Below are 12,553 nucleotides of genomic sequence, written 5' to 3' on the forward strand. Positions count from 1 at the left end.
GCTCCCGCCCCCGCGCGCTGCATATGCGCGCTCAGCGAAAGATAATCACACCGACTGCGGGCAGATCTCCCGCAGAATGTCACCGTTCCGTCCCAACTCGTTCAGCACTTGCCCTGGTCGGGGGCACTGCCCGTGCGAGGGGCTGTACGGCACGGCGGCCCGGCCCTCCCGGAGGTGTCCGGGAGGGCCGGGCCGCGCAGGCGGGAGCCGGGCCGGGATCAGCGCACGGCGGAACCCGCCTTCCACTGCTGCCAGTTCAGATTCCAGCCGCTGAGCCCGTTGTCCGGGGCCACCTGCTTGTCCTTGGAGTTGACGACCTCGACGACATCCCCGATGAGTGTCCGGTCGAAGAACCAGCCGGCCGGGGTGGACCCGCTGCCGCCCTGCTCGTCACGGAGCCCGATGCAGCCGTGGCTGACGTTGGCCGAGCCGAAGATGTCGTCGTCCGACCAGTAGTTGCCGTGCAGGAAGGTGCCGGACTCGGTGAGCCGGATGGCGTGCGGCACGTCCTTGATGTCGTACTCGCCGCCGAAGCCGACGGTCCGCCCGTCCATCCGGGTCACCTCGTGCATCTCGCTGACCACCATCTTGCCGTTGTACGTGGTCGTCGTCGGGGAGCCCGCCGTGATCGGGACCGTGGAGACGAGCTGCCCGTCCCGGCGCACCTGCATGGTGTGCGCGGCCGAGTCCACCCGGGACACCTGCTCCCGGCCCACGGTGAACCGCACGGTCTTGCGCTGGCTGCCGTACACCTGCGGCGCCCCCTCCACATCGCGCAGCCCCACCTCGACGGTGACCTCGGTGCCCGGCTCCCAGTAGGTCGCCGGGCGGAAGTCCAGCCGGTCGGAGCCGAACCAGTGCCCGGCCACCTCCACCGGCGGATCGCTGGTCACCCGGATCGCCCGCTGCACGGCCGCGCGGTGGGTGATGGGGCGGTTGAACTCGAAGGAGACGATCATGCCGGTGCCGACCGTGGACCGGTTCTCCGGCTTGAAGTAGCCGATGAAGCGGTGTTCGGGCACCACCGTGGTGAAGGTGGTGTGGCGGGCCGAGCGGTGCCCCGAGCCGTCCAGGGCCACCGCGTCGACGCTGTACTTGGCGGCGAGCCCGAGCCGGCCCGCCGAGCCCTGGGGAGCCCACGAGAGACCGTCCTTCGCGATCAGGCCCCGCACCTCCTGCTGCTGCGCGTCCTCGATCCGGGTGACTCTGACGCTCTCCAGCCGCCCGTCGGGGACCTTCACCCCGACCTCGGCGTCCGCCTTCACGTCCTCGGCCCGGTCCTGCGGGGTGATCCGGATCGCCTCCTGCGGTGACCGGGACTTCCCGCCGATGATCGAACCGGCGCCCGAGCAGCCGGTCAGAACAGCCAGTACGACCAGTACGACGAGCAGTCCCGACCGTCTCAGTACGGTGACCGGGCTCGCGCCTGCCTTCTTCGCTACGTGGTTCACGTCCCCCCCAACGACCGCGCCCGTCGGGGGAAACGTGAGTGCGGGGCCACTCGTGGGCAGAACAGAGGGGACGACCACACTCGGGGAGCCGCGGCCGGGACGCCGCGCGCTCCCTTTCGGTGCCGGTCCCCCACGAGCCGCGGGAGGCGAGCAGGTGTCGAGCGCAGCCGAGCAGGAGACAGTGCCGAAGACGTTTCCGGGACGGTCCGGACGGGCGGTGGAACGGCCGGCCACCGCTCCGGCCGGCCCCGGACAGCTGCCCGCCGCCGGGCCCGGACAGCGGCCGCCAACCGTGTGGCCCGGTACGCCGATGCCGCTCGGAGCCCGCTTCCGGGTGGGGCCCGACGGGGTGGCGGGCACCAACTTCGCGCTCTGGGCGGGCGGCGCCGAGGCCGTGGAGCTGTGCCTCTTCGAGGAGGACGGCGCCGAGACCCGGCTGCCGCTGACCGAGCTGACCCACGAGATCTGGCACGGCTTCGTGCCCGGCGTACGGGCCGGTCAGCGTTACGGCTACCGGGTGCACGGCCGCTGGGACCCGTGGACGGGCGCCCGCTGGAACGCGGCGAAACTGCTCCTCGATCCGTACGCACGTGCCGTGGACGGCGATTTCACCCTTCCGGCCGAGGTGTACGGCCATGTGAGGGACTGGCCCCAGCAGCAGATCGCGGACACCGTGCGCGACGAACGGGACTCCGCCCCGCACGTCCCCAAGGGTGTGGTCGTCCACGATGACGACGACTGGGCCGAGGACCGGCGGCCCAAGACCCCCTGGGCCGACTCCGTCATCTACGAACTGCACGTCCGCGGCTTCACCAAACTCCACCCGGGCATCCCCGAGGAGCTGCGTGGCACCTACGCCGGACTCGCGCATCCCGCGGCGATCGGCCATCTGAAGCGCCTCGGGGTGACGGCCGTGGAGCTGCTGCCGGTGCACCAGTTCGCCCACGAGGACCATCTGCTGCGGCGCGGGCTGCACAACTACTGGGGCTACAACTCGATCGGCTACTTCGCCCCGCACGCCGGATACTCCGCGAGCGGCACCGCGGGCCAGCAGGTCGGCGAGTTCAAGCGGATGGTCCGCGCGATGCACGACGCCGGGATCGAGGTGATCCTCGACGTGGTCTACAACCACACCGCGGAGGCGGGCGAGCTCGGCCCGATGCTGTCGCTGCGCGGCATCGACAACCGGGGCTACTACCGCCTCCAGTCCGACGCCCGCAGATACGCGGACTACACCGGCTGCGGCAACACCCTGCACGTGGTGCAGCCGAACGTACTGCGGCTCATCACCGACTCACTGCGCTACTGGGTCACCGAGATGGGCGTCGACGGCTTCCGCTTCGACCTGGCGGCGGCGCTCGCCCGCTCGATGCACGACGTCGACATGCTCTCGCCGTTCCTCGCGGTGATCGCCCAGGACCCGGTGCTGCGCCGGGTGAAGCTGATCGCCGAGCCGTGGGACGTCGGCAACGGCGGCTACCAGGTCGGCGCGTTCCCGCCGCTGTGGACCGAGTGGAACGACCGCTACCGGGACGCCGTACGGGACTTCTGGCGCGGCGCCCTGCCCGACGTGCGCGACCTCGGCTACCGGCTGACCGGATCCAGCGACCTGTACGCCTGGGGCGGCCGGCGCCCGTACGCCTCGGTCAACTTCGTCACCGCGCACGACGGGTTCACCCTGCGCGACCTGGTGAGCTACGAACACAAGCACAACGAGGCCAACGGCGAGGGCAACCGCGACGGCACCGGCGACAACCGGTCCTGGAACTGCGGCGCGGAGGGCGAGAGCGACGACGCCTCGGTCAACGCGCTGCGCCGCCGCCAGCTGCGCAACCTCCTCACCACCCTGCTCCTGTCGACGGGGGTGCCGATGCTGGTCGCGGGCGACGAGATGGGCCGCACCCAGGGCGGCAGCAACAACGCCTACTGCCAGGACAACGAGGTCAGCTGGCTGGACTGGTCGCTGCTGGAGCAGCCGCGGTGGCGGGAGCTGACCGAGCTGACGGCCCGGGTCCTCGCCCTGCGCCACACCCACCCGGTGCTGCGCCGCCGCGCGTTCTTCTCCGGCCGGGCGCAGGCCCCGGACGGGCTGCGGGACCTGGCGTGGTTCACCCGGCAGGGGACCGAGATGACGGAGGAGGACTGGTACGCACCGGCCGCGACGGTCGGGCTCTACCTCTCCGGCCGCGACATCCCGGGCCGGGACGCCCGGGGCGAGCAGGTGAGCGACGACAGCTTCCTGGCGGTGCTGCACGCCGGTGACCGCCCGGTGGACTTCCGGCTGCCGGGGCCGCCCTGGGCGCGGGACTACGAACTGGTCCTGGACACCGCACGGGAGGACCAGTCCACCGCGCCGGGCACGGTCCACCGCGGCGACACCGGTCTCACGGTGCCCGCGAGATCGGTCCTGCTGCTGCGGGTACGGGAGTGAGCCCGGCGCTCAGCCCAGGATGCCCCGGTCGTACCCGACTGCGACGGCGGCCGCGCGGTCCTTGGCGCCCAGCTTGGCGAAGACATGGCTGAGATGGGTCTTCACCGTGGCCTCGCTGATGAACAGCAGGGCGGCGATCTCCCGGTTCGACGTGCCCCGCGCGACGAGTTCGAGCACTTCGCGCTCCCGCGCGGAGAGTGTCCCGCTGCCGGACGCGGCGGGCGCGCGCACCCGTGAGATGAGACGGGAGGCGATGGCGGGCGACAGGACGGTACGGCCGTCGGCGGCGGCGCGCACCGCGGTGAACAGCTCCTCGCGCGGGGCGTCCTTGAGGAGGTATCCGGTCGCACCGGCCTCGATCGCGGGCAGGGTGTCGGAGTCGGTGTCGTACGTGGTGAGGACCAGGACCCTGGAACGGGCACCGCGCCGGGTCAGTTCGGTGATCGCCGCGACCCCGCCGCCGCCCGGCATCCGCAGGTCCATCAGGACGACGTCCGGGTCGAGCCGGACGGCCGTCTCCACGCCCTCGACGCCGTCGGCAGCCTCACCGAGCACCTCGAACTCCGGCGCCGCCGCGAACATGCCGCGCAGCCCGTTCCGTACGACGGGGTGGTCGTCGACGACGATCAGCGTGATGACGCGCGCGGGTTCCTGGGCCATAGCCGCCCACCGTACTGTGCCGGTGCGGGGCCGGGCGGCCGTGCCCTGTCAGTCGTGCCGGACGAGCGGGACCCGGGCGCAGACCGCGGTTCCCAGACCCGGTCCGGTCTCCACCTCGACCGTCCCCGCGATGCGCTCGGCGCGCGCCCGCATGCCGCCGAGCCCGAATCCGCCGGCGCCCCGGTACGGCTCCAGCGCGCCCGGGTCGAAGCCGCGGCCGTCGTCCCGCACGTCGAGGGTGATCTCGTCGCCCATGTAGGACAGGGTGACGCCGGTCCGGGAGGCGGCGGCATGGCGGCCGGCGTTGGCGAGGGCCTCCTCCGCGATCCTCAGCAGGGTGGCGCCGACCTCGTCGTGCAGCGGCTCGGCCGTGCCGGTGACGGTGAACTCGGCGCGGACGCCGGTCCGTTCCGACCAGGTGGTGACCGTCTTCTCCAGGGCGCCGGGGAGGTCGTCGTGCTCCAGCGCGGCCGGCACCAGATTGTGCACCGAGCGGCGCGCCTCGCCCAGGCTGTGCCGGGCGAGTGCGGTGGCCCGGACGAGGTGTTCCCCGGCCAGCTCCGGATCGGTGGCCGCTGCCGAGGTCACCGCCTGGAGCTGGGCGATGATGCCGGTCAGGCCCTGGGCGATGGTGTCGTGGATCTCGGCGGCCAGCCGCCCGCGCTCGTCGGCCACTCCGGCCTCGCGTGCCTGGACCAGGAGCTGGGCGTGCAGCCCGGCGTTCTCCGCCATGGCCTGTTCGAGCCGGGCGTTGGCGGACTCCAGGGCGGCGATGGTGTCGGACTGGGTACGGGCCTGCTCCGCCTCCCGGTTGCCGATCTGCGCGAAGACCATCGTGAGGGTGCCGTGCAGGGCGAAGAGGATGACGAAGGCGAGCCAGTTCATGAGGCTGACGGGCGGCAGGCCGCTGCCGGACTGCGAGCCCGCCATGATGACGGCGGTGGCCAGCAGACCGGCCCGCACGGCCCGTTGCGGCAGCAGCCGGACGGCGTCGAAGTATCCGGCCGTCGCGAAGATGGCGAAGAACGGGTTGCACCAGGTCAGCGCGAAGGCGAGGAGGGTGCGGGCGACGAAGTAGAGCTGCGGTGTCCGCCCCGACGTGGTCCGGACCCGCCCCCACCAGAGCTGGAGCGCGAACGCCACCGGAACGAGGACAGCGACGGCGTACACGTCCTGGCGGGACATGATCAGGTCGACGGTCGTCGCCGAGACCGAGGTGGCCAGGGCGAGCAGTCCGTACGGTCCGTACCGGAAGAACCGCTCCCACCACTGCTCGGCCGTCGCCGCCCGGATCACGGCCACCGTCTCCCCCGCGCTCATGGCCGCAGTCTCCCCGAACCCGGGGCCGAAGTCTCCCCTGCCGCGGCTACTCCCACCGGAACGTACGGATCGCGACCGCCGCCACCGCCGCGGCCCACAGCACCATCACCCCGAGGTACGCCCAGCTGGGCCAGGCTCCGGAGGCGGCCCGGTCCAGCGCCTGGGAGGCCGCGCCGAACGGCGTGACCTGGACGATGCGGCGGAGGGTGTCCGGCATGGTCTGCACCGGCACCCAGACGCCCGCGGTGAACATCATCGGGAAGAAGACGACCGAGCCGATGGCGGCCGAGATCTTGGTGGTGCGGGAGACCGCGCAGACCAGCGCGCCCAGGGCCAGCACGCAGGCCACGGCCAGCAGCAGCGCGAGCAGGTAGCCGAAGGGCTGTCCGGGCAGCCGCACCCCGAACGCGAGCCGGCCGACCACCATCACCAGCACGGCGGAGCCGAGCGCGGCGATGCCGTGCAGGACGATCTGCGCGCCGAGCAGGGCGGCGGGCCGCACCGGGGTGGTGGACATCCGGCGCAGGATGCCGCGCTCGCGGTAGCCCGTCAGTACGGGCGGCATGGCCTGGAGCCCGGCCATGATCATGGCGAGCAGCACCGCCACGGGGACGTACAGGTCGATGACGCGCCGGCCGCCGAGTCCGTCGTCGTGCTCCCGGAAGGACGGGATGAGTCCCAGGACCGTCATCAGTACGGTCGGGAAGACGAGGATCCAGAAGAGGCTGCCGGGTTCGCGCAGGAAGAGCCGGGTCTCGGACCTGAGCACCGCGAGCGGGGCGCCGGCGGGCGCGGTGCGGGGGCCGGGCGCGGGTGCGGTGTGCGAAGTGGCCATCTCAGACTGCCCGTTCCGTGAGGTGGTGGCCGTCGGCCGGGGCGGAGTGCTCGGTGAGGTCGAGGAAGGCGTCGTCCAGGGTGGCTTCGGAGACGCGCAGTTGGTGTGCGGTGACACGGAGCCGGGCCAGCAGCGAGATCACGGCGTTGACGGTCTCGTCGGTGCCGTTGATGACGACGCGGCCGTTGCGGCTCTCGCACGAGGCCGCGCCGGGCAGCCGGTCCAGCTCCTCGTCGTCGAGCGGCCGCGAGGGCGTGAACGCGATGACGGTGGAGCTGCCGGCCTTGGCGATCAGCCCGGAGGGCGTGTCGAGGGCGGCGATCCGGCCCTTGTCGATCACGGCGATCCGGTCGCAGAGCCGCTGGGCCTCCTCCATGAAGTGGGTGACGAGCAGGACCGTGACGCCGCTGTCCCGTATCTCCTCGATCAGCTGCCAGGTGTCGCGCCTGGCGCGCGGGTCGAGGCCGGTGGTCAGCTCGTCCAGGACCACGACCCGGGGGTTTCCGACGAGGGCGAGCGCGATGGAGAGCCGCTGCTTCTGGCCGCCGGAGAGCTTGCCGAACCGGGTGGTGAGCCTGGTGTGCAGGCCGAGGCGTTCGGCCAGGGACCGCCAGTCGGCGGGGTCCGGGTAGAACGCGCTGTACAGCTCCAGTGCCTCGCCCACCGTGATCCTGGGCTGGAGTTCGCTCTCCTGGAGCTGGGCGCCGAGCAGCAGCGTCACCCGCTCGTGGTCGGCGACCGGATCGAGCCCGGCGACCCGGACCGTGCCGGCGTCGGGGACCCGCAGTCCCTCGACGCATTCGACGGTGGTGGTCTTGCCCGCGCCGTTGGGGCCGAGGATCCCGAAGATCTCCCCCTCGTCGACGGTGAAGCTCACCCCATCCACCGCGGGGCGTCCGGCGTAGGCCTTGCGCACCCCGTCCACTTCGATGATTGCCATGCCCCGAGCATCCCGGCCCCGGCCCGCGCGCGGCATCCGCCATCGCGCTCGAACCGGCATCAGCCGATCGGCTGATGCCGGACCACGACCGTCCTACGGGCCGTCAGGCGCCGGCGTCGGCCGCGGTGGTGGCCGGCCCGGTGGCGGCAGCGGCCTCCTCGCTCCCCGACAGCCGTGCCTCCAAGCGTGCCACGGCCAGCCGTTCGGCCTCCTTGCGCACCGACGTGAGCCGTGCGTCGGCCAGCAGCATCGGCACCATCCACAGCAGCCCCCAGGGACCGAACCCGTGGACCACTCCGGTCGTCCGGAGCAGCAGACTCGTCAGCGCCGAGAGCGCGAACGACACCGCCCACGCCTCCGCACGGTGCCGGGCGGCCCGGCGCAGCCAGCCGTTCCCCGGTCCGGAGAGCGCTTCGAGTGTGTCGGCGAGAACGGCGGCCCGCCGGTCGTCGGGCCGGGCCTCGGCGGCCGCCCGGGCCTCGGTCCGCGCCTCCCCCGGTCCCCGGCCCCTGAGGGCTTCGGCGATCTCGTCGCTCCGGGTCTCGCGCTCCAGCCGCTTCGCCCCGGCCTCGGCGGCCGACATCCGCAGGTCCTGCCAGTAGCTGCGGCCGGCCCAGCGCCGGGCGGCCCGCAGCTGAGCGTTCTCCGCGGAGTCGGGGGCGAGCTCTTCGAGGCGCCGGGTCAGCCCCGCGGCGCGGGCGGCCCGGCCCGGGTGGTCGAAGGAGTCGCTGCGCAGGCACAGCTCGGCGTATCCGGCCAGCAGTCCGAGGTGGTCCGCGTCCAGGGCCAGCCCTCTGCGGAAGGCGCGTTCGGCCTCGGTGTCGTGGTCGTCGTCGTCCTCCGAGGCGTGCGCAACGGCCAGCCAGCAGTACAGATCCGCGTGCGGTCCCGCCTCGTCGAGCCCCTGGGTCGCGGTGCGCCGGACCCCGGCGAGGCCTCCCGCGAGAAAGAGCTGCTCACAGCGCTCGTTGTACACGTCGGTCGTCGTCATGTTTCCCGCCCCTGATGTTCACCACCCCGGCCGCGCGTGACCCGCGACAGCCGCCCCTCCCCCGGGGCCGACCAAATATCGGACGCGGTGCGCTTTGCGTCAAGCTGCGGCCGGGGCCGAAATTCGGATGAGCGATGTCAGTGGTGAACCGTAGGCTCGCTCGTGATGCCCGAAGAACATGTAGAGCCCAAGGACCGTTCCGCCGCACGCTCCCTCATGCGGCTGTGGCCGTATGTGAGGCCGGTGCGGGCCCGGCTCTCGTCCGCCGTCCTGATCGCGGTCGTCGCCTCCTGCCTCGGGCTGGTGATCCCGCTCGTGCTGAAGTGGATGGTCGACGGTCCGGTCGCCGACCGGGATCCGGGCGGTGTCTGGCTCGGGGCGCTGTACCTGCTGCTGCTCGGGATCGCGGAGGCGTTCCTGTTCGGTCTCCGGCGCTGGGTGGTGGCGCGTCCGCTGGCCGGTGTCGAGGCGGCGATGCGGGACGGCCTGTACCGGCATCTGCAGCGCCTGCCGGTGGCCTTCCACGACCGCTGGCCGTCGGGCCAGTTGCTGTCGCGCGGGACCACGGACCTGATGCTGGTGCGGATGTTCCTGGCCTTCCCGCTGACCTATCTGGTGGTCAACTCCACCACGATCGTGGTCGGTTTCGTGATTCTGCTCGGCCAGGAATGGACGCTGGGCCTGGTGCTGCTGATCCCCGTCGTGCCGCTGATGATCCTGTGCTCGGTCTTCGAGGCGAAGTACTCACTGGTGGCGCGCAGGGCCCAGGACCAGGTCGGGGACCTGACGACGGTGGTCGAGGAGAGCGTGCTCGGCATCCGTATCGTGAAGGGATTCGGCCGGCACCGCAGCCAGGCCCTCGCGTTCCGCGCCCTCGCGCAGCGGCTGCGGGCCACCGAGCTGGAGAAGGCGCGGCTGCTCGCGGGGATCTGGGCCTTCATCACGACGATCCCCGAACTCGCCATCGGGGCGGCGCTGGTGCTCGGCACGGTCCAGGTGGCGGACGGCGGCCTTTCGGCGGGCACGCTGGTCGCCTTCCTCTCCACGGCGCTGGCGCTGCGCTGGCCGGTCGAGTCGATCGGCTTCCTGCTGGCGATCAGCCAGGAGTCGGCGTCGGCCACCGAGCGGTTCTTCGAGGTGATGGACGTGGCCGAGGAGGAGGGGACCGTGGCGCGCGGGGCGGCGGCCGCAGGCCCGTCCGGTGACGCCGCGTCGGACGTCCTCCCGGATGCCTCCGGGGCGGGCGGCATGGTCTTCGAGGGCGTCCGGTTCCGCTACCCGGACGCGGCCGAGGACTCCGCTCCCGTACTGGACCGGATCGATCTGCGCATCCGACCCGGCGAGACGATGGCCCTGGTCGGGGCGACGGGCTGCGGCAAGACCACGCTCACCGCGCTCGTGCCCCGGCTGCACGACGCCACCTCGGGGCGGATCACGCTGGACGGCGAGGACATCACCGCGATGCCGCGCGAGCGGCTGCGGGAGCTGGTGTCCGTGGCGTTCGAGGAGCCGACGCTCTTCTCCGCGACTGTCGCGGAGAACGTCCTGATGGGCGCCGAGGGAGCCGGCCAGGACGAGTTGCGGCGGGCCCTGTCGGTCGCCCAGGCCGATTTCGTCCACGATCTGCCGCACGGCACGGACACCCAGGTGGGCGAGCAGGGGCTGAGCCTCTCCGGCGGTCAGCGCCAGCGCCTCGCGCTGGCCCGCGCCGTCGTCGGCCGGCCGCGCTTCCTGGTCCTCGACGACCCGCTCTCCGCGCTGGACGTGCACACGGAGACGCTGGTCGAGGCGGCGCTGCGCAGCGTGCTGCGGGACACCACGGCGGTAGTGGTCGCCCACCGGCCGTCCACCGTGATGCTCGCGGACCGGGTGGCGCTGCTGTCGGAGGGCCGGATCAGCGCCGTCGGCACCCATCAGGAACTGCTGCGCGGCAACCCCGAGTACGCCCGGCTGATGTCCGGCGCCGACCTGCCGGACGCCGAGGACGCGTTTCCCCCGGGCCCCGGCCCCACCGACAAGATCCTGGGCGCGTACGCCCCTGCCGAGGAGGGCAGCAGCCGATGACCAGCACCACGACGGGGCGGCCCACGGAAGACGACGACGAGAAGGCCGCGCCGGCCCCGGCGCCCAGGGACTCCTTCGACCGCGACGACCTGCCCACGCCCCGTGGCGCGACGCGCGAGCTGCTCCTGTCGCTGCTGCGCCCGCACCGCGGCCGGGTGGTGGTGGCCGCGCTGTTCCTGCTGGTCCAGCAGATCGCGGTGCAGGCGGGTCCGTTGCTCGTCGCGTACGCCATCGACAGCGGGGTGCCCGCGTTCCGGGACGAGGACTACGGTCCGCTGATCGCGGTGGGCCTCGGCTACGGCCTCTGCGCGGCCGGCGGCGGAGCCATGCAGTACGCGTTCATCAGGGCTTCGGCGGGGGTCAACCAGGACGCCCTGCTCGATCTGCGCGGCCGGATCTTCCGCCATGCCCAGGCGCTGAGCGTGGACTTCCACGAGCGGTACACCTCGGGCCGGCTGATCTCCCGCTCCACCACCGATGTGGAGGCGCTGCGCGAGCTGCTCAGCGAGGGGCTGCAGGAGCTGATCGGGGTCGTGCTCTCCTTCGTCTCCATCTCCCTGGTGCTGCTCTGGCTGGATCTCGCGACGGGCGCGGTCGCCGTGCTCTCGTTCGCCCCGCTGTATCTGCTGGTACGGCAGTACCAGCGCCGGGCCGGAGTCATCTTCGCCGCCCGGTCGACGGCGATCGCCGCGGTCATCGTGAAGTTCGCGGAGACGATGAACGGCATCCGCCCCGTCCAGGCGTTCCGCCGGGAGCCGGTCAACGACGCGGTGTTCCGGGAGCTGAACCACGAGCACCGGCGGACCAACGGCGACGCGATGATCGAGAACGCGCGTTACGTCGTCGGGTCCCGGCTGATCGCCAACACCGCGGTGGCCGCGATCGTGCTGTGGGGTGCCTACCGCGTCGCCTCCGGCACCCTGGCCCTGGGCGTGCTGGCCGCGGTGGTGCTGTATCTGCGGCGGCTCTACGACCCGATCGACCGGCTCAGCATGTTCCTGAACTCCTACCAGTCGGCGGCGGCCTCACTGACGAAGATCGCGGGTCTGCTGGCCCAGACCCCGACGGTCCCGGAGGCCTTGGAGCCCCGGGAGCTGCCGCCGCTCAAGGGCGAACTGCCGGGCCGCGAGGTGGCCTTCGACTCGGTGAGCTTCGCCTACCGCACGGGTGGCGAGGTGCTGCCCCGCTTCGATCTGACCGTGCCGGCCGGCCAGACGATCGCGGTGGTCGGCTCGACGGGCGCCGGCAAGTCGACGCTCGCCAAGCTGCTGGCCCGCTTCTACGACCCGACCGACGGCCGCGTGCTGCTGGACGGCACCGATCTGCGGGACCTCGCCGTGCCCGAACTGCGGCGCGGGGTGGTGATGGTGACGCAGGAGGCCTTCCTGTTCTCGGGGACCGTCGCCGAGAACATCGCGATCGGCAGCCCGGACGCGACCCGTGCGGAGATCGAGCGGGCCGCCGGGGCGATCGGCGCCCACGAGTTCATCAGCGGCCTGCCCGACGGCTACGACACCGACGTACGCAAGAGGGGCGGCCGGATCTCGGCGGGCCAGCGCCAGCTGGTCGCCTTCGCCCGCGCCCTGCTGGCGAACCCGGCGGTGCTGATCCTCGACGAGGCGACCAGCTCCCTCGACATCCCGGGCGAGCGTGCGGTGCAGCGGGCGATGGACACCGTGCTGCACGGCCGCACCGCGGTGGTGATCGCCCACCGGCTGTCCACCGTGGAGATCGCGGACCGGGTCCTGGTGATGGAGGACGGCCGCATCGTGGAGGACGGCGCTCCCGCCGAACTCATCGGCGGCACGGGCCGGTTCGCGGGGCTGCACCGGGTGTGGCGGGAGAGCCTGGTCTGAGGGCT

Annotated in this window: 9 protein-coding genes; 3 read left to right on the forward strand and 6 right to left on the reverse strand. The window is 72.5% G+C overall.

Annotation, left to right across the window (positions count from 1 at the left end; translation table 11 throughout):
- Positions 1 to 218 precede the first annotated feature (218 nt).
- Positions 219 to 1,451, reverse strand: coding sequence for an Ig-like domain-containing protein (locus tag ACGFU6_RS16475; RefSeq protein WP_393611408.1), 1,233 nt, complete (start codon positions 1,449 to 1,451; stop codon positions 219 to 221).
- Between the two features lie 154 nt (positions 1,452 to 1,605).
- Between ACGFU6_RS16475 and glgX the strand changes: the two genes are divergently transcribed.
- Positions 1,606 to 3,882: a glycogen debranching protein GlgX gene (gene glgX, locus ACGFU6_RS16480; RefSeq protein ID WP_393611410.1), complete on the forward strand. Its 2,277-nt coding sequence runs from the start codon at positions 1,606 to 1,608 to the stop codon at positions 3,880 to 3,882.
- 9 nt (positions 3,883 to 3,891) lie between these two features.
- On the opposite strand, the gene ACGFU6_RS16485 is transcribed toward glgX, so the two are convergent.
- The 5 genes from ACGFU6_RS16485 to ACGFU6_RS16505 form a co-directional block, all read right to left on the reverse strand.
- Entirely contained in the window at positions 3,892 to 4,542 is a 651-nt protein-coding gene (locus ACGFU6_RS16485) for a response regulator (RefSeq protein WP_393611411.1), read from the reverse strand.
- A 48-nt stretch (positions 4,543 to 4,590) separates the two neighbouring features.
- Complete coding sequence (locus ACGFU6_RS16490; protein ID WP_393611412.1) at positions 4,591 to 5,862, reverse strand: sensor histidine kinase; 1,272 nt, start codon at positions 5,860 to 5,862, stop codon at positions 4,591 to 4,593.
- Between the two features lie 46 nt (positions 5,863 to 5,908).
- A complete protein-coding gene (locus ACGFU6_RS16495; RefSeq protein ID WP_393611414.1) occupies positions 5,909 to 6,697 on the reverse strand; it encodes an ABC transporter permease in 789 nt (262 codons plus the stop codon).
- A 1-nt stretch (position 6,698) separates the two neighbouring features.
- The gene (locus ACGFU6_RS16500; RefSeq protein ID WP_393611415.1) at positions 6,699 to 7,637 is read right to left on the reverse strand and encodes an ABC transporter ATP-binding protein; all 939 of its coding nucleotides are present in this window, start codon (positions 7,635 to 7,637) and stop codon (positions 6,699 to 6,701) included.
- Positions 7,638 to 7,740: 103 nt separating this feature from the next.
- Entirely contained in the window at positions 7,741 to 8,628 is an 888-nt protein-coding gene (locus ACGFU6_RS16505; RefSeq protein WP_393611417.1) for a hypothetical protein, read from the reverse strand.
- Between the two features lie 165 nt (positions 8,629 to 8,793).
- Here ACGFU6_RS16505 and ACGFU6_RS16510 point away from each other — a divergent pair, with 165 nt between their 5' ends.
- Together ACGFU6_RS16510 and ACGFU6_RS16515 are read left to right on the forward strand one after the other, a co-directional pair.
- Positions 8,794 to 10,692 carry an ABC transporter ATP-binding protein gene (locus tag ACGFU6_RS16510; protein WP_393611419.1) on the forward strand — a complete coding sequence of 633 codons (1,899 nt, stop codon included), beginning with the start codon at positions 8,794 to 8,796 and terminating at the stop codon, positions 10,690 to 10,692.
- Positions 10,689 to 12,548, forward strand: coding sequence for an ABC transporter ATP-binding protein (locus tag ACGFU6_RS16515; RefSeq protein ID WP_393611421.1), 1,860 nt, complete (start codon positions 10,689 to 10,691; stop codon positions 12,546 to 12,548). The genes ACGFU6_RS16510 and ACGFU6_RS16515 overlap by 4 nt, the downstream gene beginning before the upstream one ends.
- The last annotated feature ends 5 nt before the right edge of the window (positions 12,549 to 12,553 follow it).

Origin of the sequence: Streptomyces sp. NPDC048462 (assembly GCF_043200175.1) — a bacterium.
Classification (GTDB): domain Bacteria; phylum Actinomycetota; class Actinomycetes; order Streptomycetales; family Streptomycetaceae; genus Streptomyces.